Source organism: Reichenbachiella sp. (assembly GCF_039944555.1).
In the GTDB taxonomy this organism is placed as follows: domain Bacteria; phylum Bacteroidota; class Bacteroidia; order Cytophagales; family Cyclobacteriaceae; genus Reichenbachiella.
On the sequence record NZ_JBDUYN010000006.1, the window covers coordinates 18320 to 37240 of the forward strand.

Here is an 18921-nt window from a genome sequence, read left to right on the forward strand (position 1 = left end):
AAACGTGTTAATTCGGGTCAATAACCTTTTCCGGTGAAGTATTAGCTTCCTCCATGATGGGGGACATTTTTACGTTTTTATCTCTGTATTGATTCAGGCTCTTTAAGATGTAATCTAGTAATCCAACGGCTTTCTCAATATATGGCCCCTTGTTCAACATCACACATTCGGCATTGAGGGCAGAAGCTGCATCTGTGATTTCAGATCTTGAAGGTATCCCCTTCTTGGCGAGAGTTTCCAACACCTGGGTTGCCCATACATCCGGGACATGGGCAGCATTGCAAAGCGAAAGAACCTCTTGCTGAATTCTAGCCATATTCTCCCAACCGGACTCTATAGCCAAATCACCTCGTGCAATCATGACACCCAGCGGGTAGCTTTTCATTCCTTCTATCAGGATATCGGTCAGATTATTGTAAGCACTCTGTGTTTCTATCTTGAGAATAATACCGAGTTTGTCCTTGGCATCGAGCTTCTCCAATTCCTCATGCAACTCTCTGACGTCTTCTACTGAATTGACAAAAGAAAAATTGACCACATCACCGTATTCAGCAATGAATTTCAGGTCTTCCCTGTCTTTTTTTGTCAAGCCTGACAGCTTTAAATTCGTCTCAGGAAGATTGATGCCCTTATCTGCTTTGAGATTGGCACCGTTAGCCTTTGCATGGGTAATTTCTACTCTCAGTTCATTATCGCTCACATTTTTTACGACTCCGGCTATTTTCCCATCATCAAATAATATTTTTTCTCCGGCTTTCACAAAATCAAAGATCTCTTGAGAAGTGCAGGACACAAACGCTTCACTTTTTGGATTCCCATTGTCATCGTATTGAATCGGTTTTCCAGGAATTTGTTCTTTCACGATTCTCAACTTATCACCCGTTTTCAACAAAAGTGCTTGTTCCAGCGCTGGTAATTCCCCAACCTCACAAGAGTTAGAGCCAGGTGCTTTAAGAACAGTTCCCATTTGGATGTAGCAAGTGTCAAGGCAGGTAGCTATTACTTGGTCTTCGAGAGCTTCTTTCACCGTGAAGACCCTTTGCTTGTCTCTGGAATCCGTAAAAGTAATTTGATCTTTAACTTTTAGGCTTTTGAGCCAGGTCTTATCTACTGCCAACTCATTGGTGCGACCAAAATAAAGTTCCTCGACCAGTAGGATAGTTGTCGGCTCGGTCACTTGTCCAAATTCGTTGCGGGTGGGTCGGAATCGACGTACCTGTGGACCTGATTCGATGGCTCCTGTTCTGATTTTAGGGCCAGCCAGATCCATAGATATCTTGCAATTTTTGTTCAGTTTGTTTTTGGCAAGCGCAATGTTTTCAATCATTTTCTTCCATTCGGCAGGGCCGTCATGCGCACAATTGATCCTGGCCGTATTCATGCCTGAATCTATCAATCCGTGAACCAAGTCATAGTTGTAAGCTGCTTCGCTCGGCAGAGTAACCATAATCCTCACTCGTCTACCTTTTGATCGATAACCGAGGAGCTTTTTAGTGTGACTTTTCAGTAGCTTCTCCCCTTTTTTTATGGACGTGTGTCTGTTGGCCAACTCTGAAGTTGAATCTCCAATCAGCGCCGTCAAAATATGTCTGCAATTTTGTAGACTCGCAAAAACGTGAGCCTCTGCTCTGGCAATTCGAGAAAGTCCAAGGCTACCAAGTTTCTTTTGTAAACCTGTAATGTCCAAAGTTCTTAGCGTACGATAGTGAATTAAATTCCGCACACTTTCCTGAAAAGCAGGGTGTGCCTGTTCGATCCGGTGTATTGACTCCAATTCAGCTTTTGACAGTTTACTCAGAATGTCCTCTATCTGCTGAATCAAAGCCTGAGCTTTGTCAGGTTTTATTTTCATAGGTTAAATTTAAGCCATTTCTCGCCTTAGTGGAATAGGAGATAACGGTTTATCACACTATACAACCATAAATGATTGAGTCTGATCATAAAATCTTCTTCACCTTCTGGTTTTCGGTGGATGCATCTATCATTTTGGCATAACTCACTTTCTTACCAGTGGCTACAGATTCATAGTGATAATGCACTCCATCAAGAGTCAATAGGCATTCGCCAAGTTCATATCGCAGCGCCTGTACTTTATCACCTTCTACAAGCAACTCTCCATCTATATCCAGTAGCTGTGGCGCTTGTTTCTCTTTCTTCTTCTTTTTAAATAATCCAAACATCTATGATCTTCCATTCTTAAACCCTGCAAATTATTTATTTCCTTTTATTAATAAGAATCCAGATTGACTAATTTTATAGCCGGTAAGAACACCTATTAAAATCCAATCAGAAATGAAATACATACAGCTTATACTTATATCGTTTACTATTGTTGCAGCAGGATGCACCTCCAACCAGTCGACTAATACGGAATCCCAGGAAAACACGATGGAAGCTTCAACTGACGCAGCCGACAGCAAGGCAACCGATGGTGTGAAATTCAAAAGCAAAGGCATACAGACCATTTATGGCGCCTATGAAAAACTACGTGACGCCTTAGTTGCAACGGACTTTGAAACAGCCAAAACATTTGCCGCAGAACTTAGTGAAGCATTAAAAGCTGATGAGAGTACCATGCAGCAAGCCAGCTTCGCAGATGGCATCTTGAATGCAGGAGAAATAGAAGCCGCAAGAGCAGTTTTTTCCGAACTTAACAATTCAATGGAAAGTGTCTTTGAGGGTGCCGTAGTATCCGGCGAAATCAACAAATGTTTCTGCCCAATGGCACTGGACAATACAGGAGCTTCTTGGTTTACCAGCGGTAAGGAAATTTTGAACCCCTACTTCGGAGACAAGATGTTGAAGTGCGGTTCGATAAAAAAGACCATTAAGTAATATAGAAGCTAGCAAATAGCTGTGGTGATGACCTGTTCATTCGTGGCAACCACGAGTAGGAGCATAGGCTACAATATAGGCCGGATTATCTAAGATATAAGAGGGTGACATGGAAGCTAATTACCTAACAAAACCAAGGTTGTTTGTAAATGCCGCCGACATTCACCTGATTTTTTAGGTTCTTTTCATTTCCTAAATTAATCTTTGGCCTCTCCCATGAAGTTGACAGTGATTTTGCTATATTCGTGGCTCGTTTGAGCAATGGATTTAAGTACATCTAAAATTCGCAATTGGGCTCAAAATTTAATAGATTAAATAGCAACATTAATTAATAAGCACATGAAGATTCTTGTTTGTATTACGCACGTTCCAGACACGACTTCCAAAATTGCCTTTACAGATGGTGATACCAAGTTTGATCAAACGGGCGTTCAATATATCATTGGACCCTATGACGATTATGCTTTAGCCAGAGCTGTAGAGCTTAAAGAGCAAACTAGCGGAAGCATAACTGTCTTAAACGTAGGAGAAGCCGAAACTGAACCCACCCTGAGAAAGGCCCTCGCTATTGGCGCTGATGATGCGATTCGTATCAACTCATTTCCTAAAGATTCTTTTTTTGTGGCCAACCAAATCGCGAACGCTGCTAAAGAAGGTGGCTATGACTTGATCCTGATGGGCAGAGAATCTATCGACTTCAACAGTGGTGTAGTACACAGCATGGTTGGAGAAATACTTGGCATCCCTTCGTTGTCGCCAGTGATGACCTTAGATATCGAAGGAAGTACAGCCAAAATGACCAGAGAAATAGAAGGTGGTAAGGAATACTTAGAAGCTGACTTACCCTTAGTCTTGGGTTGCCAGGAACCAATTGCGGAATGGAAGATTCCAAATATGAGAGGTATTATGACCGCCAGAACGAAACCTTTGAATGTAGTAGAACCTGCAGACGATTCAGTTAGAACTCAGTTGAGCACCTATGAATTGCCTCCAGCTAAGGGTGCGGTGAAAATGATTGATGCGGATAACGTATCTGAATTAGTTGATTTATTGAAAAACGAGGCCAAAGTTCTCTAATTATTAACCTTTCGAAACTTTGATTTCGACCCAAAAAATAAAAGATGTCCATATTAGTATTTATAGAAATATCAGAAGGCGAAATAAAAAAATCGTCATTAGAAGCTGTAAGCTACGCAGCCGGTATCGGAGGTGATGTTGCCGCTATCGCTTTCGGGGAAGCTGATGCATCCGCATTGGCAAAAGCAGGTAAAGCAGGTGCCGCAAAGGTACTACACGTCACCGATGACAAATACAAACAAGGAAACATTCAGGCCTACGCCTCAGCTATTGCCTCTGCAGTAGAAAGCACAGGTGCTGAAACCGTCATTTTGGCTAAATCATCGTTGGGCGATCCTGTCGCAGCGAGACTGGCCATCAAAATCGGAGCCTCACTCGCAACCAATGTGACTGAGTTACCGGATACATCCAATGGATTCACAGTAAAACGAAGCATTTATACTGGAAAAGCTTTTGCCAACGTCAGTCTAACAGAGGGTAAGAGAATTATAGGAATCAAGAAGAACGCAGCTATTATCAAGGAAGATGGTGCTGATGCTTCTGTAGAGGCATTTGCAGTCAATGCTGACGATGCAGATTTCAAAGTAAACGTGACTTCACAAGAAAAGGCAACAGGAGACATTTTATTACCAGAAGCTGATCTAGTCGTTTCGGGAGGAAGAGGCCTAAAAGGTCCTGAAAACTGGGGAATGATCGAGGATTTGGCCAAGACTCTGGGCGCTGCAACCGGATGTAGTAAACCTGTTTCTGACATGGACTGGAGACCTCATCACGAGCACGTGGGACAAACTGGGATCAAAGTGGCCCCGTCCTTGTATATCGCCGTAGGCATCTCTGGTGCTATACAACATTTGGCCGGAGTAAACTCCTCTAAATATATTGTCGTCATTAACAAAGATGCCGAAGCACCGTTTTTCAAAGCAGCGGACTATGGCATAGTGGGTGATGCATTTGAGGTGGTTCCAAAATTAACAGAAGCCATCAAGGCACTAAATAATTAACAGACAGTTGGAGAAAATAAAACTAGACATTATAGGATTATCCTCCAGCCATGCACAATCGGGCTCATTTGCGCTTGTGTTAGGCGAATCGGAAGGTGGTAGAAGACTGCCTATTATCATTGGCATGTTTGAGGCGCAAGCCATTGCCATTGAAATCGAAAAGATTACGCCTAACCGGCCCATGACCCATGATTTGTTCAAGTCTTTTGCCGGACATTTCGAAATAGACATCAAAGAGATTATCATCTCTGATTTGAAAGAGGGTGTTTTCTTTGCCAAAATTGTATGCATCGATACCAATGGCAAAAAAGTAGAGATAGACGCCAGACCATCCGATGCAATAGCCATTGGCATTCGCTTTAACGCTGATATTTACACCAATCCGGCTGTTATGGAAGAAGCAGGCATTGTGGTGACGGATGAATTTGAAGAAGAACTTGATACCTTGTCAACTTCTGATGAAGAATCCAAAGAAGAACCTAAAGGAAAGGGAATAAAAAAACACTCCGTAGAAGAACTCAATCGCTTGCTGGACAAAGCACTAGCAGAAGAGGACTATGAAAAAGCGGCTCAATTGCGTGATGAATTGAATAGAAGGAATTAGGTCAAGATTCAAAACCCAAGGTTAAGTATGCTTGTATCTGATCGAATTCTGGACTTTTATAAATCCTTAGCCCCTCCATCCAAACTCCCAAAAGAGGTAGAAACATTGAACCCATATCAGACTGCTGATGGCTGGCAAAGCACCTCACAGTTCTACAAGAAGTATTATGCTGATAACCACCCCAGGAGAATGCTATTTGGCATCAACCCTGGAAGGTTTGGCGGTGGCATAACTGGAGTACCCTTTACCGATCCGCTTCTGCTTGAGCAAGTTTGTGACATTCAGAACCCCTTCCATAAAAGAGCAGAACTTAGCTCTAGATTTATATATGAAATGATCGCAGCTTACGGAGGAGCCGAACAATTTTATTCCAAATTCTATATCACGGGAATGTCGCCATTGGGATTTGTAATGAATGGTAAAAATCTCAATTATTACGACCTGCCGAATTGGCAAAAGATCTTTGAAAAAGATATGATCGTCTGGATCAAAGAACAGCTCACTTTTTCAATTGACACATCGGTGGCATTTAGTATCGGGCAAGGCCAAAACCTTAAATTCCTCCAAAAAATAAACGACCAGCATCATTTTTTTGAACAAATTGTACCCGTGCCGCACCCACGTTGGGTGATGCAGTACAGACTAAAAAGAAAGCAAGAGTTTATTGATGAATACATGCATAAGCTAGCATAGACTTTGATCTTGCCCAGATCTGGGAAATCTTATAACTCAACAGTTTTGCCTTCTCTGAATGCCTCATCTGCCGCAAGCACTATTTTCATGCTATTAACTGCGTCATTCACATGAACTGTAAGATCCAAATTTTCTACTATAGCCTTCAATAGGAATTTTTGTTCCAGGAGACATAGCCCATCATGATCGGGTTCATCTTCAGTGCTGAGAAATTCATCTTGGTGTGCAAAGTTACCAGCTGCATCTAATTGGCTATGATGCAGCTTTAAACTGCCTGTTTTAGTATGGCCTTCGATATCTTGCGATTCTCCTTTGGCTTCATCAGTAATTGAAACAGATCCTTTTGGTCCTATGACGTCTTTTACAAAAAAAGCGGTTTCACTCATCATTGGCCCCCAGCCTGCTTCATACCAACCGATTGACCCATCTTCAAATCGAACCTGCAACTGACCATAATTATACATATCTGATGGGATTTCATTGGATAGCCGGGCCCCAATGGCACTGACAGAGACCGGCTTTGATTGGGTCATCAAACACATGATGTCCACATAGTGCACTCCGCAATCTACGATTGGCGATACCGTATTCATCAATTGTTTGTGTGTATACCATTGTTCACCAAAGCTCTGCTGATTTAAGTTCATTCGCATGACCAGTGGCTTTCCCAGTGTTTGAGCTACATCCACAAATTTTGTCCATGCCGGATGAACACGCAATATGTAACCAATAACTAATTTCTTATCTCGCATTTTGACTAGCCTTGCCAAATCTTCTGCTTCAGCGACGGTCGTTGCCAATGGTTTTTCCACAAAGACATGCGCTCCGGCTTCCAGACTTGCTCTAACATAAGCCGCGTGGGTGTCCGGGTAAGTATTGATGGACACTACATCGGGTTCTGTTTTTAACAAGGCATGCTCAAAATCACTAAACATTGGGACACCGCCAAGTTCTTTTGAGAGACGCTCTCTGCTTTCTGCGCTTCGACTGACCAATCCCACTATTTCGAAATTATCTATTTGGTGATACGCACGGGCATGAGAAGTTCCCATATTACCACAGCCCACTACTAGTACTTTTAGTTTCATATTTAATTATTGATCGTTAACTGGTGGCCATGATTCCGCCGTCAATAGTCACTGCTGAACCCGTCATCCAAGAGGCATCCTCCGATGCCAGAAATAAAGCCAATTTGGCAATATCCTCAGGAGTACCCAACCGCTTTAGTAGAGTGGCTTCCTTCACGCTTTCAACCACCTGATCAGGATTTTCAAATGCCTGGGCCGAATCCCAAATCAATGGTGTATCTACCGGACCCGGGCAAATGGCATTTATTCTAACCGAGGGGCCATAATCCAGAGCAGCTTGTTTCACCAGTGATACCAGGGCAGCTTTTGATGAACAATAGGCCGGATGATTGGGAAAAGACTTGAATGCTGCAATGGAAGCATTGGCAATGATTACTCCGTTTTCTTTTTCAATATGGGGAATGGCATATTTACAGATATAAAAAAAGGCATTGAAATTTGTATTCAATGTGTGATGCCATTCTTCAATATCAATATCCGTGATTCGCCCCAACCCGAGCACACCAGCATTGCTTAAAACACCGCTCAACTTTCCAAACGTACTCAGAGCCAGTTCCACTAGTTGCTCGTTGACGGACGGTTCTCCAATATCACCAGCATGAAATACGGCATCCGCATGGCTCTGTTTCAGCTCTTTTAACAAAACTTCTCCCCTTTCCTTATCTCTTCCGCTCAAAACCAGTTTAGCACCCTGCCTTGCAAATAGGGTGGCCATTGACTTACCCATGCCACTGGTGGCCCCTGTTATGATAAATACTTGATTTTCAAGCTTCATGATAATTGATTCGATGCCTTGAGTAATAACGCTTTTGTGAGCCGGATGCCTTTATCTTCGTCATCATCCGGCCCTTCATATTCTATACCTATGTAACCGGTGTATCCGGCATCTTTTACGATTTGAAGCATCTTTACATAGTCGATTTCAGATTCGTTTCCAGAATCATCAAAATAATTAGACTTCGCACTCACTCCCTTGGCAAATGCCATCATTTCTTTGACTCCCTGATAACGATCATATTCATAGAAATTCCCAAAGTCGGGTAAGGTTCCGCAGTTATCCAGATTGACCTTTTTTATTATTCCAGACAGCCAGTCACCATTTGAAGAAAATCCGCCATGGTTCTCCACGATCACATTAATTTCATAGTCTTTTGCGAAGTTGGACAATTGGAACAAACTGTCCTGAGCAGCTTTAGCCACCTCAACCTTATCACCCTCTCCACCAGCATTGACACGTATAGCCCTACAACCCAATATTTGAGCCGCCTCTACCCACTTATAATGATTTTCGACTGCCTGCAATCTCATTTTCTGATCCTGATGGCCCAACTCGCCTTCGGCATCAATCATGATTAAAATATTCTCTACATTCAAATCAGATGTACGCTGCCTTAATTCATCCAAAAATATCAGATCTCTGGCCTGGTCTAAAAAGAATTGATTGACATACTCGACTGCATGAATATCAAAGTCTTTTTTAGCCTTAGCCGGAAAATCAAGTGTTGTTAGTGTTCTTTTCCTAAGGCTTCGATGTAGAGACCACTGTGCCAGGGATATTTTAAAGAACGGATCGTTACTATTTACTGTGTGCATACATGATGGGATTGATAAGGCCATACTTCCTCCTAGTACTATTTTCGACGCTTGTTTGGTAAATTCTCTTCTGTCCATATTATTCTTCATAACCTAGCCCAAGCCTTATTACACGGCTTTTGGGCATTGTTTCAAGGCTATTCGTATTTCTTGTAGATGGCCTTTTCAAATACTTTCCAATGCTCTTCAGTCATTCGGCCTGGTGTGAACAAGCATATACCGGCTGCACCATTTTGCATAGAAGCACGAATAGCACCTTCGAGTTCTTCCGGTAGTAATCCATGATTTTCAGGGTCTGGCTCACCGGTCTTTTTGGCTGGGTCAGGGCAAATAAACAATCCACTGATTACTGGTTTCTTATTTTCAAGAGCGGTCACAGCTTCTTTAGTCACCGCACCTATCCAGGTGGTATCTTGTAGATAAAAATCATTGTAGTTCATGGGGAAATAAGCATCCATTGACCACTTATCCCATTCTTGACGCACAATTTTCTTAGCTACAGAATTAGGGCCCGGAAATACCGCCCCATTGATTTGCTTACCCCGACTATGGGCCACTTCGGTCAGTTGACTTACGATATTGGTGATCAAATCGTAACGAAATTGTTTCCATTCGGCTACTTGAGTGGGATCCTCCACAGACATAATGTCAATACCAGATTGTGATTTAAAGTCAGCCGTACATTTGTCGCAGTAACAGTAATCATAAGCTGGATATTCTTTGTCCATGACCAAGCCATACTTTTCCCAAAGACCTCTTGCCAATATCACATCTGGAAAGCGGATATAATCCAAATGAATGGCATCTACTTCTTCCAAATCCGCAATCTTACCATACATATCAGTTAGAAAATCTTGTACCCCAGGACGACTCGGGCAAAGGAAATGATAGTGAGGAACATAGGCCGGTTTGTCATAGGCAGATTCTCCTTTTCCGTTGACCGCATACCATTCTGGCTTGAGCTCATCCCGGAGGCTTTGGACCATCGTTGGTATCCAGGTGTGAAAACCTAGTCCTGCCGCCTTGGCGATTTTCCCAACTCGTTTATAGGTATCGGGATCTTGTCCCCCGTTATACATCAGTACATCAATTCCTTTTGCCTTTAGATCTAGAAAATTTGCTTTGATCTCTTCGTCCGAAGATTCTCCGGGACCACCTAACCAAGCATAGACTGGCACCTTGTATTTTTCAGTCGATCCTTCGTCCTGTTTAGCCGAAGGACTGCAGGCAACAGCAGTCAAGATCAACAAAAAAGCGAAAAGTTTGTTTATGAGATTAACCATAGTGTTATTGTTTATATAATTATTCATGTGTTTCATTATTGAGCCTTTTACTAATTAAAGTTTTCTATTTTCACTGAGAGAATTTCCAGGCTGGCCCCTGGAATAGGATTATAATTCACAAAATTGAATTTACAGAGATTGTCTATGTTCAAAAGCTGACCGTCAGGCTTACCATCCTGTTTGAATGCCAGCCAAGGTATTCTTAGCGTTTTAAAATCATGAGTTGACGCTGGTAAATCTACTCTGGGATGTGATCCTCCATGTAGGCAACCAACACCCTTAGTGTCACCCTGGCGAGCCTGAAGTTTAATGTGGTGAGATGATCTATATGTGATCTCAACAAATGTAGATTTGTCAGACAATTGAGTTGGTGGCCCGTCGTTCGAATTAGATTCAGTAATCATAACATTTAGCTCTATTTCTCCAACTGGCGCATCATTAGCTGTAACCCGAATGACGCCATCCCTCTTTCTGACTTCATTGATCTCATGCTCGTCTTCTAAGACCGGCCCAGCGATATACCAGGTATTGGATCGCACAAGATTTATGGGCTCATTTGCCCATTTCCCGTGTGAGGTACTACAACCAGCAAGAAGGTACAGCAATATGAGACGACTCTTTTTCATAGAGATCTGCGCCAAGTTTCATTTAAACCATAATCTATTTCCATACTCGCTGAAGGAAGTTTATAAAATTCTGATGCATAATATTGTCGATTTCCTCTTCACTGTAGCCCCTTTCTGCTAGCATTTGAGGTACTTTTTGAAGATCTGCTATAGTGTCCAAATCACTTGGGCTTTGCTCTTTTCCAAAAGCACCATCCAGGTCAGTCCCAATACCCACGTGAAGTGAATCTCCAGACAATTGACAGATATGATCGATGTTATCAATCATTTGCTTGAGGGTGACGCCCATACTTTCAGGAGTAGATTCTCCTCTTACCCAATTAGGAACCATCATCCATGCATCAAGTGCTATTCCGATAACTGCATCTCTGCTGACCAATTCGGTAATCTGTTCATCTGAGTATTGTCGATTATGGTCCACAAACTTTCTGCAATTGTTGTGACTGGCCCAAACGGGTCCATTGTATGCATCCATAGTCTCCCAGAAACTAATATCGCATAAGTGTGTGGCATCCAAGATCAAATTCAGTTCCTCGATTTTTTTAAGTAGCTCCCTACCCTTTGCTCCAATGCCACCTACAGAATCTGTTCCATGTGCGTAGGTTCCGGGACCGTAATGAGCAGGTCCAATAGCGCGCAATCCTTGTTCATAAGATCTTTCCAAATGATCAATAGTGGCTATAGAATCTGCTCCCTCGAGGCTCAGTATGTAGCCAATTGGTGTTTTAGAATCAGGTTTTTCCCATAGCTCTAAATGACTATTGAGTTGCTCCAGATTAGAGATTTGTGTCATTTGGCCAATCTCTTCCATGGCCTTATACCAGGCCAGTTGCCCCTGAGTTTGCGCCCATGCCTGATGCGGTGAATTCCACCCTGGCAAAGAACTTTCCTTTTTTACATATCGCGCAATTTGTGTCGCCACACAAATACCCACATTACCTTTTCGCATGGCGTATAAGGAAACGGTATTCTTCTCTCTATCGGGTTTATCAGTCATCCCGATCTCGCTTTTTCTGATGTCCTCTACCGTCCAGGTCAGATCTCTGTTCCATTCCAAAGCGTTCATGGCTAGATCAAGGTGTGCATCGAATATAAACATGTTTTTAACTCTTTTTTTAATCTAAATCTTCATGATCCCTGGCAGCTACTTCCCAAGCATCATTTATTTCTCCGTTATTCACTAGTCGCGCATTTTTGTACTTAGCTACCGTGGGGCACACATGAAATGGGACGGCATAATGAACCGATCCTATGTTAAATTTCTCGATTTCATTGGTTTCCACTACCAAATGTTCCTCACTCTGACTGATTTGCCTAGCTGCACTACCTCCTAAAAACTTAACTCTTGGTAAATTCATTTCCGAAGCCACTGATTTGTGCCCAAGATCAAAACATACCAAGCCCGTTTCCGGTTGGCTGACCACTCTGGTCAATAATACTGCGGCAGAAAGAAAATTCAGGTCAGGAAACATCTCTGCATATCCTTGGTCCCACAACAAGGGAGTACCAGGACTGGTTTCCACATTTTTTCTTGTCAAGTGAATGGGAAAGGTAGGTGTTCCTCCGGCAACAATCCTTTCTACTTTGATGCCTGAGCTTTCCAGGTCACTTTTTAATTTCAGTACGGGTTCAAAGTCTGACTCGCATCTTATTTTTCTCTGTTCGAAGTCTGACTCATGAATATGGCCATCATATACATGTAATCCCCTGGCATTCAGAAATGGACTAGCATCAATTGACTTGTACATTTCTATGGCTTCATTTCCCGGTCGAACACCAGTCCTATTCATGCCATTGTTGATATCCAGCCAAATGGAAACTGTCACTTGTTTAGCCTCGGCCAGATCAGCCATTTCCTTTATGGAGGCTTGGTTATCTACTAAGGTTGAAAACAATGAATTTGGGTATTGCTCCAACAAATTAAAAAATCTAACCACATTAATACCCACAGGCTGCATGGCCAAAAGAATGTCCGGTGCTCCACATTTAGCCAGAAGCTCCATTTCGGCAATGGTAGCGCATTTGAATTTATCGATACCATAGCCCATTTGGAGCTCAACAATTTCAGCTATTTTGTGCGTCTTAATGTGAGGGCGCAAGTCAGCTGTTCCTCCAGCCATTGACACCATCAATTCAATATTTTTCTTAACCCGGTCCGGATAGACTAGTAGAGACGGTGAAATGACGTCTTCGCTGTTTTTTACTTTATACCATTCGTCGATACTATTCATATCCTGTAAACACTAGTGTAGTTCAAAGATGGCCTCCACCTCTACTGGAATTCCGTCAGGCAACATCATGCCTACAGCACTTCTTACTCCGATGCCGTGCTCTGGCCCGAAGACATCCGCCATCAACTCACTAAAGCCATTGATAACAAAGGGTTGTTGTATAAAATCCGGTGTACAATTGACCATACCAAGTACTTTTACTACTCTTTTAATTTTGTTCAAATCTCCAAAATGAGTTTGGATAGTCGATAGTACAGTCAGGCCTACTTGTCTTGCTGCCACTTTGGCTTCTTCCAAGCTTATATTATCCCCTGCCCGACCTTGCATCAGAGAGCCGTCATTGTTGACTGGCCCATGACCAGAGACGTACAAAAAGTTATCGACCACCAACAGCGGTCTATATACACCGGCAGGTTTGGGTGCCGGTGGAAATTCCAATCCCAGTTCTTTTATTTTTTCTGATGGTAAACTTTGCATTGCTTCTTTATATAAATGTATTTAAAATCAAAACTCCAAGGAGTCCCATGACGCCCACTGTGGTTTCCATCACCGTCCAGGTGGAAAGTGTTTCTTTGACCGATAGGTTGAAGTACTCTTTGAACATCCAGAAGCCACCGTCATTGACATGGGAAAGCATGAGGCTGCCTGAACCAATCGCAAGAACCATCAATTCCGGACTTGCGGATGAGTTGGAGACCAAAGGCAGGACAATGCCCGCCGCAGTAAGTCCGGCTACGGTAGCCGATCCCACACAAACTCTTATTATCGTAGTGATAGACCACGCCAATATCAAAGGTGAAATACTGGAATCCTTCAATAATTCAGCAATATATTCGCTTACCCCACTATCTACCAAAATCTGCTTTAGCGCACCAGCGCCTCCAATAATAAGTAGTACCATGGTGATACTTGAAATTGAGTTGGCCAAAGAATCCATAATTTCTTTCATCTTCTTACCTCGGGCCAGTCCCAAAGTATATATTGCTACCAATACTGCGATTAGCAAGGCGATCACCGGATTGCCTGCGAAGGCAATCACGTTCTTGAAAGGGAAATTGTCTGGAAGTGCGTAGTTGAGCACGGTTGCCAGCACAATTAAAATAACCGGAAGCAAAGCACTTAGTACGCTAGTAGTCATCCCCGGCATTTCATCCTCTTTCAGAACTACGGGGTTGTAAAACTCCTTAAGCGGAGTGGCTTCAATTTTTTTGATCGTCCTTGAAAATAGTGGCCCGGCGACTACGATCGCCGGTATTGCAATAAAAATACCATAGAGTAATGTTTTGCCAATGTCTGCATTGAATATGGTGGCTATAGCTGTAGGAGCCGGATGAGGTGGAAGAAATCCATGCGTGACAGATAATGAAGCCAGCATAGGTAAACCCACATAGATAAGTGGTAATCCTGTGGAAGCGGCGACCGTAAAAACCAATGGAATCAGAATGACGAAACCAACTGAATAGAACATCGGAATCCCCACAATAAATCCGGCCAGGACAACGGCCCATTGGATGTATTTAATTCCAAATGCGGAAACGAGTTTGGATGTGATGCGTTGTGCTGCACCGCTATCGGCCACCAGCTTACCCAACATCGCGCCGAACCCCAAAATCATAACCAAAAAACCAAGCGTATTACCTATCCCTAGCTGAATAGACTGTACCACGGCCTCTAAAGGCATGTTCTGAAAAAGGCCTACAAACAGGCATACAATGACAAATGAAATAAAGGCGTTTAGCTTAAAAAACGCTATTAAAATGAATAGCAACGCTATTCCAAAAACTACAATTAATAAAGGCATGCCGGGGTCTGTACAGATAGTAATAAATAAACTTGTTCGCTCTTAGCCATTCGCTTTCCAAACTAATCAAAACGAGTTCGGTTTCTATATAAATTATCTCAACTCCACTCCTTTAGAGCTAGACAACATTATTTATAAGATTTACGGTATTGAGGAGATGACAGCTTCTGACTTCAACCTGCCTGTTATCATGACATGGGAAAGTTCGATTTCCTTGGCTAAAATATCCTAAAACTAAGATGTAATTTGCCGTTCATCAAACTTAGAGGCCTATCGTCCATTCTTTTTTACAAGATTATATATCTTCGATTTTCAATCAGCGTAAAACATTAAACCAAATCAGTATGCGCCGCTCAATAGCTTTTTTTCTACTAGTTATTTCCTCTACGCTTGTTGCACAGGATCCCTATGAATTTACCACAGTCATAGACCTTGATGCCACGCCAGTAATTAGCCAGGGAAGGACGGGAACATGCTGGAGCTTTTCAGCCTCATCGTTTATTGAATCTGAAATAATCAGAAAGACAGGAAAGGCCATCGACCTTTCTGAGATGTACTCTGTAAGACACACCTATTCGGTTAAAGCTGAAAACTATGTCATGCGTCAAGGCAAATCCCAGTTCAGTGAAGGTGGATTAGCACACGATATGATCAACTCAATTCGCACCAATGGATTGGTTCCATTGAACGTTTATAGAGGTTTGGAGCCAAACGTTGATTATCATAATCATGCCGAGTTAGCTGCCGTACTTGAGTCCATGCTGGATACTTATATCTCTAAACCTGGAAAAAAACTGAGTAAAAACTGGAAGCCTGCCATAAATGCCGTTTTAGATGTATACTTAGGCGTAAGGCCAGAAAAATTCGTGTATGAAGGCACAACCTATACTCCTCAGTCCTTTCTGAAAATGACCAAAATCAACCCTGATGACTATGTTTCCCTGACCTCTTTCAGTCATGCTGACTTTTATTCTTCGTTCATTCTGAACATTCCGGACAATTTTAGTAACGGCAGTTTTTACAATCTTCCACTCGATGAATTGATTGAGACATTGGATAATTCTCTGTCCAATGGATATACCGTTGAGTTTGATTGCGATGTAAGTGAACCCACATTTTCTGCAAAACATGCACTGGCAGTTATCCCGGCAGATCCGACAAATAACGAAGCGGCTTTGAAGGCCATTTATCCGGAATTAGCTGTGACTCAAAATTATCGACAGGATGAGTTCGAAAATTTCACCACCACGGACGATCATCTGATGCACATCATTGGACAGCTCAAAGATCAATCGGGTAACAAATACTATAAAGTGAAAAACAGCTGGGGAGGTAACTCAGCGCGTATTTCAAACGACGGTTATATCAATATGAGTGAATCGTATATGAGACTTAAAACAATCAGTATTACGGTACATAAAGATGCTATTCCTAGGGATATCGCGAAAAAAATTGGATTCTAGCCAGAGTGGCCTTCTAAGGGTTGCTGATATCCCTTAAGTAGTAGCCTATTATTTCCCATTGATCTTCTTTTTTACCAAGTAGCCAGGTGGTTTGCTCTTTGTTCCATTGTCTGAACTTATTTTTTCCAGTGTCGCTGGTGACAACCACGGCTGCCTTACCACGGATGTGGATAGAAATTATGCCAAAATCGTTTTGATATGGCCCAGCTTCTTTTATGAACATCTCAGGCCATAATTCCAGATCCTTTCCCGCTAAAAACATGTGTGCTTGCCAATTGACTGCATCTCCTGAATAATTGCCGTTATACATGATAAACTGATCCGCCAGTGCCTCTTTCACCCTTTCTGTATTTCCAGTAGTTAACCCATCATGGTAATTGTCCAGAGCCGATTTGATCAACCGATGTTCAATATTGTTCGCCTCAAAAGGTGCAACTCTGGTGTATTGCCAATGGTGGGTCAGCTGCCAGGTTTCGCCAAAATCGGTAGTCAGATGCGTCTTCCATTCAAAAGAGTCTGTTCCCGGAGCGATCATTTCAAATTTGACCTGCATCTTCTTTCTTTCCTTGTCACGCACCCAGAATAGCTCCATTCCTTCGGCATTAATCCCTCCATCGAAAACCATTGCATTTGCATGTTCAGAGTCAAAGTAAACACGTTGTAACTTCATTGAATCAGTCATGAGTAGAATAGCTTCGACCGCATAATTCTTTTCTTTGAAAATGCCCTGATAAGATTCCTTGATACTACAACCCTGAATGCCCTTGGAAATAACCGAAATACCAGCATTGGTTTCATAATTACCAGGAGAGATCCGATCTTTGGTTACAACCTTCCAGGTGCCCACCAACGAGGATAATATACCGGCATCGGCATATTGACAAGGATAATTCCGAGGTTGGCAAACACCTCCAAGGCTAAGGAAAGTGAATAGAATTAATAATAATTTGCGCATGAGATTACTTTTTATTCAACAAATATTCACAGAAGAGTCCTTTCCTGCTGTAGCAATTATGTCTCCGCTGTTGGAGATTGCTAATCATAGATTGATAGCGGATGGCTTAGGCTTACAGTTTGGGCAATTGCTAATAGAGGTACAAAAGAAAAGAGTAAACATAAAATTCGCATCAAGGTTTTAATCAGGTTATTCGTTTTTTACGAACAAATCAAGAAAAAAAACACCTCCTACGACCGTCAGCAGTTTGCACGATACGAACTAATACAATCAAAGGTCGAAAAGTGTCCTGTGTCAGTGCAGCGTACTTGTACTTTTATAGAATAAATACTTAACTACTCACATAGTACAATTGCATATTAGAAATGTACCTAAACGCAAAATAATACAATTGTTGTCACGTAATTATTCAATAAATAACGTCGATTACAAAGTTGACAATATTAGATAAATTCAATTCTAAACGATAAATAACAATGAATTATTAGAATTATGCAATTTAGGAGAATTACCTAATAAATTATTTAGGTATATCTACGGATTACTATTATGCAACTAATGATTGATATTTGTACAAGAAAATTAAAAACAAGATCATGAAAGTAATCAGAAAATCAATTATCGTGCTCACTGTATTGATGAAAGCCATTCCAGTTGCACTGTATTTAATTTTGGTCTGAGAGCAGGAAAGATATAAACCTCCACTAGGTTTTTTCTCATTAGCTATAGAAAGAGATGGTCAGAATATTGACGACTCAGTTTTGGTCGTCAATAATTCGAGACTATGAAAACCACGCACTGAATTACCCTTTTTATTTAATTTTGGGCTCCAAACCGCCACAGCAAATTCTTCAGGATAAACTGCTACTATTCCTCCCCCTACTCCACTCTTACCTGCCAATCCTACCTTAAAGGCAAATTGGCCTGATTCATCATAAAATCCACAGGATAGCATTAAGGCATTAAGTCTCTTGACCTGGCTTTTGGTTAGACTAAAACCGGCATGGCTATAAGAAAGTGCGTTTTCGCCAAAATGTAAAAAAGCGCTTGCAAGCTCTCTGCAGTTTAATTCTATTGAACATTGCTTGTAATAAAAGTCTAAAATGTCATCTGTCTGATTGATGATATTCCCTTTGGCTTTCATCATGTTCACAAATGCAGCGTTAAGAAAACCAGTTTCTTTTTCTGATTGAGCCACCACAGCGTTGTAGCCAATTTGCCGAGATGCCGTGAGTGATTTCACAAATGCAAACAAGTCCTCTTCCGGGTTTTCAAGTTCAGAGAGCAATACATCCACAATTACCAAAGCCCCGGCATTGACGAAGGGATTTCTTGGAATTCCATCTTCATATTCAAGCTGTACTATCGAATTGAACGGATTACCCGAAGGTTCTACACCAACTCTTTTCCAAAGTTTATCTCCAAGAATAGAAAAGGCCATGGCCAAACTAAAAACTTTGGAAATACTCTGAACTGAAAATTTGTCTTCAGAATCCCCAATGGCGAAATCTTCATTCCTGACCGTAGAAAGATGAATACCAAACTTATCCGGGTCTACCTTAGCTAATTCCGGAATGTAGTCAGCTACCGTGCCTTCATGAGGCATTGTAGTTATTTCAACTGCTATCTCGTCGAGTATCTTCTGATAATTCATGCACCAAAAATGTGCTG

At 41.9% G+C, this 18921-nt stretch carries 20 protein-coding genes; 7 read left to right on the forward strand and 13 right to left on the reverse strand.

Going from position 1 to position 18921, the window contains the following annotated elements; all coding sequences use genetic code 11:
• Positions 1-7: 7 nt before the first annotated feature.
• Together ABJD64_RS04935 and ABJD64_RS04940 are read right to left on the reverse strand one after the other, a co-directional pair.
• Positions 8-1852 carry a pyruvate kinase gene (locus ABJD64_RS04935; protein WP_348179506.1) on the reverse strand — a complete coding sequence of 615 codons (1845 nt, stop codon included), beginning with the start codon at positions 1850-1852 and terminating at the stop codon, positions 8-10.
• Between the two features lie 85 nt (positions 1853-1937).
• Positions 1938-2180 (reverse strand): hypothetical protein, encoded by a 243-nt coding sequence (locus ABJD64_RS04940; protein ID WP_348179507.1) that lies wholly within the window; start codon positions 2178-2180, stop codon positions 1938-1940.
• Between the two features lie 112 nt (positions 2181-2292).
• Here ABJD64_RS04940 and ABJD64_RS04945 point away from each other — a divergent pair, with 112 nt between their 5' ends.
• The 5 genes from ABJD64_RS04945 to ABJD64_RS04965 all read left to right on the forward strand — a co-directional run bounded on the left by ABJD64_RS04945 (position 2293) and on the right by ABJD64_RS04965 (position 6210).
• On the forward strand, positions 2293-2835 hold the full coding sequence (locus ABJD64_RS04945; protein ID WP_348179508.1) for a DUF3347 domain-containing protein: 543 nt from the start codon (positions 2293-2295) through the stop codon (positions 2833-2835).
• Positions 2836-3174: 339 nt separating this feature from the next.
• Positions 3175-3912 carry an electron transfer flavoprotein subunit beta/FixA family protein gene (locus tag ABJD64_RS04950; protein ID WP_348179509.1) on the forward strand — a complete coding sequence of 246 codons (738 nt, stop codon included), beginning with the start codon at positions 3175-3177 and terminating at the stop codon, positions 3910-3912.
• 44 nt (positions 3913-3956) lie between these two features.
• Positions 3957-4913: an electron transfer flavoprotein subunit alpha/FixB family protein gene (locus tag ABJD64_RS04955; protein WP_348179510.1), complete on the forward strand. Its 957-nt coding sequence runs from the start codon at positions 3957-3959 to the stop codon at positions 4911-4913.
• Positions 4914-4920: 7 nt separating this feature from the next.
• Entirely contained in the window at positions 4921-5517 is a 597-nt protein-coding gene (locus ABJD64_RS04960; protein WP_348179511.1) for a bifunctional nuclease family protein, read from the forward strand.
• 27 nt (positions 5518-5544) lie between these two features.
• Complete coding sequence (locus tag ABJD64_RS04965; RefSeq protein WP_348179512.1) at positions 5545-6210, forward strand: uracil-DNA glycosylase family protein; 666 nt, start codon at positions 5545-5547, stop codon at positions 6208-6210.
• A 29-nt stretch (positions 6211-6239) separates the two neighbouring features.
• Here ABJD64_RS04965 and ABJD64_RS04970 read toward each other — a convergent pair whose 3' ends face one another.
• The 9 genes from ABJD64_RS04970 to ABJD64_RS05010 are packed head-to-tail and all read right to left on the reverse strand — an operon-like array spanning position 6240 to position 14832.
• Complete coding sequence (locus ABJD64_RS04970) at positions 6240-7298, reverse strand: Gfo/Idh/MocA family oxidoreductase (RefSeq protein ID WP_348179513.1); 1059 nt, start codon at positions 7296-7298, stop codon at positions 6240-6242.
• Positions 7299-7314: 16 nt separating this feature from the next.
• On the reverse strand, positions 7315-8073 hold the full coding sequence (locus ABJD64_RS04975; RefSeq protein WP_348179514.1) for an SDR family oxidoreductase: 759 nt from the start codon (positions 8071-8073) through the stop codon (positions 7315-7317).
• Positions 8070-8969, reverse strand: coding sequence for a sugar phosphate isomerase/epimerase family protein (locus tag ABJD64_RS04980; RefSeq protein WP_348179515.1), 900 nt, complete (start codon positions 8967-8969; stop codon positions 8070-8072). The genes ABJD64_RS04975 and ABJD64_RS04980 overlap by 4 nt, the downstream gene beginning before the upstream one ends.
• A gap of 59 nt (positions 8970-9028) precedes the next feature.
• On the reverse strand, positions 9029-10174 hold the full coding sequence (locus tag ABJD64_RS04985; RefSeq protein WP_348179516.1) for a hypothetical protein: 1146 nt from the start codon (positions 10172-10174) through the stop codon (positions 9029-9031).
• Between the two features lie 50 nt (positions 10175-10224).
• Positions 10225-10800, reverse strand: coding sequence for a hypothetical protein (locus ABJD64_RS04990; protein ID WP_348179517.1), 576 nt, complete (start codon positions 10798-10800; stop codon positions 10225-10227).
• Between the two features lie 34 nt (positions 10801-10834).
• Positions 10835-11899 carry a membrane dipeptidase gene (locus ABJD64_RS04995; RefSeq protein ID WP_348179518.1) on the reverse strand — a complete coding sequence of 355 codons (1065 nt, stop codon included), beginning with the start codon at positions 11897-11899 and terminating at the stop codon, positions 10835-10837.
• 16 nt (positions 11900-11915) lie between these two features.
• A complete protein-coding gene (locus ABJD64_RS05000) occupies positions 11916-13031 on the reverse strand; it encodes a D-TA family PLP-dependent enzyme (protein ID WP_348179519.1) in 1116 nt (371 codons plus the stop codon).
• Positions 13032-13043: 12 nt separating this feature from the next.
• Positions 13044-13508: a RidA family protein gene (locus ABJD64_RS05005; RefSeq protein ID WP_348179520.1), complete on the reverse strand. Its 465-nt coding sequence runs from the start codon at positions 13506-13508 to the stop codon at positions 13044-13046.
• A gap of 7 nt (positions 13509-13515) precedes the next feature.
• The gene (locus tag ABJD64_RS05010) at positions 13516-14832 is read right to left on the reverse strand and encodes a gluconate:H+ symporter (RefSeq protein ID WP_348179521.1); all 1317 of its coding nucleotides are present in this window, start codon (positions 14830-14832) and stop codon (positions 13516-13518) included.
• Positions 14833-15176: 344 nt separating this feature from the next.
• On the opposite strand from ABJD64_RS05010, the gene ABJD64_RS05015 reads away from it, so the two are divergent.
• Entirely contained in the window at positions 15177-16295 is a 1119-nt protein-coding gene (locus tag ABJD64_RS05015) for a C1 family peptidase (protein WP_348179522.1), read from the forward strand.
• Between the two features lie 13 nt (positions 16296-16308).
• On the opposite strand, the gene ABJD64_RS05020 is transcribed toward ABJD64_RS05015, so the two are convergent.
• Positions 16309-17250, reverse strand: coding sequence for a nuclear transport factor 2 family protein (locus ABJD64_RS05020; protein WP_348179523.1), 942 nt, complete (start codon positions 17248-17250; stop codon positions 16309-16311).
• Here ABJD64_RS05020 and ABJD64_RS05025 point away from each other — a divergent pair.
• Entirely contained in the window at positions 17249-17434 is a 186-nt protein-coding gene (locus tag ABJD64_RS05025; RefSeq protein ID WP_348179524.1) for a hypothetical protein, read from the forward strand. The genes ABJD64_RS05020 and ABJD64_RS05025 overlap by 2 nt on opposite strands.
• A gap of 555 nt (positions 17435-17989) precedes the next feature.
• Here ABJD64_RS05025 and ABJD64_RS05030 read toward each other — a convergent pair.
• The gene (locus ABJD64_RS05030) at positions 17990-18904 is read right to left on the reverse strand and encodes a glutaminase (protein WP_348179525.1); all 915 of its coding nucleotides are present in this window, start codon (positions 18902-18904) and stop codon (positions 17990-17992) included.
• Positions 18905-18921 lie beyond the last annotated feature (17 nt).

Bases quoted from the DNA above. Each gene is read 5' to 3' on its own strand.
- ABJD64_RS04935 (WP_348179506.1), bottom strand. From the start codon at position 1,852: ATGAAAATAAAACCTGACAAAGCTCAGGCTTTGATTCAGCAGATAGAG.
- ABJD64_RS04940 (WP_348179507.1), bottom strand. From the start codon at position 2,180: ATGTTTGGATTATTTAAAAAGAAGAAGAAAGAGAAACAAGCGCCACAG.
- ABJD64_RS04945 (WP_348179508.1), top strand. From the start codon at position 2,293: ATGAAATACATACAGCTTATACTTATATCGTTTACTATTGTTGCAGCA.
- ABJD64_RS04950 (WP_348179509.1), top strand. From the start codon at position 3,175: ATGAAGATTCTTGTTTGTATTACGCACGTTCCAGACACGACTTCCAAA.
- ABJD64_RS04955 (WP_348179510.1), top strand. From the start codon at position 3,957: ATGTCCATATTAGTATTTATAGAAATATCAGAAGGCGAAATAAAAAAA.
- ABJD64_RS04965 (WP_348179512.1), top strand. From the start codon at position 5,545: ATGCTTGTATCTGATCGAATTCTGGACTTTTATAAATCCTTAGCCCCT.
- ABJD64_RS04970 (WP_348179513.1), bottom strand. From the start codon at position 7,298: ATGAAACTAAAAGTACTAGTAGTGGGCTGTGGTAATATGGGAACTTCT.
- ABJD64_RS04975 (WP_348179514.1), bottom strand. From the start codon at position 8,073: ATGAAGCTTGAAAATCAAGTATTTATCATAACAGGGGCCACCAGTGGC.
- ABJD64_RS04980 (WP_348179515.1), bottom strand. From the start codon at position 8,969: ATGGACAGAAGAGAATTTACCAAACAAGCGTCGAAAATAGTACTAGGA.
- ABJD64_RS04985 (WP_348179516.1), bottom strand. From the start codon at position 10,174: ATGGTTAATCTCATAAACAAACTTTTCGCTTTTTTGTTGATCTTGACT.
- ABJD64_RS04990 (WP_348179517.1), bottom strand. From the start codon at position 10,800: ATGAAAAAGAGTCGTCTCATATTGCTGTACCTTCTTGCTGGTTGTAGT.
- ABJD64_RS04995 (WP_348179518.1), bottom strand. From the start codon at position 11,899: ATGTTTATATTCGATGCACACCTTGATCTAGCCATGAACGCTTTGGAA.
- ABJD64_RS05000 (WP_348179519.1), bottom strand. From the start codon at position 13,031: ATGAATAGTATCGACGAATGGTATAAAGTAAAAAACAGCGAAGACGTC.
- ABJD64_RS05005 (WP_348179520.1), bottom strand. From the start codon at position 13,508: ATGCAAAGTTTACCATCAGAAAAAATAAAAGAACTGGGATTGGAATTT.
- ABJD64_RS05010 (WP_348179521.1), bottom strand. From the start codon at position 14,832: ATGCCTTTATTAATTGTAGTTTTTGGAATAGCGTTGCTATTCATTTTA.
- ABJD64_RS05015 (WP_348179522.1), top strand. From the start codon at position 15,177: ATGCGCCGCTCAATAGCTTTTTTTCTACTAGTTATTTCCTCTACGCTT.
- ABJD64_RS05025 (WP_348179524.1), top strand. From the start codon at position 17,249: ATGAGATTACTTTTTATTCAACAAATATTCACAGAAGAGTCCTTTCCT.
- ABJD64_RS05020 (WP_348179523.1), bottom strand. From the start codon at position 17,250: ATGCGCAAATTATTATTAATTCTATTCACTTTCCTTAGCCTTGGAGGT.
- ABJD64_RS05030 (WP_348179525.1), bottom strand. From the start codon at position 18,904: ATGAATTATCAGAAGATACTCGACGAGATAGCAGTTGAAATAACTACA.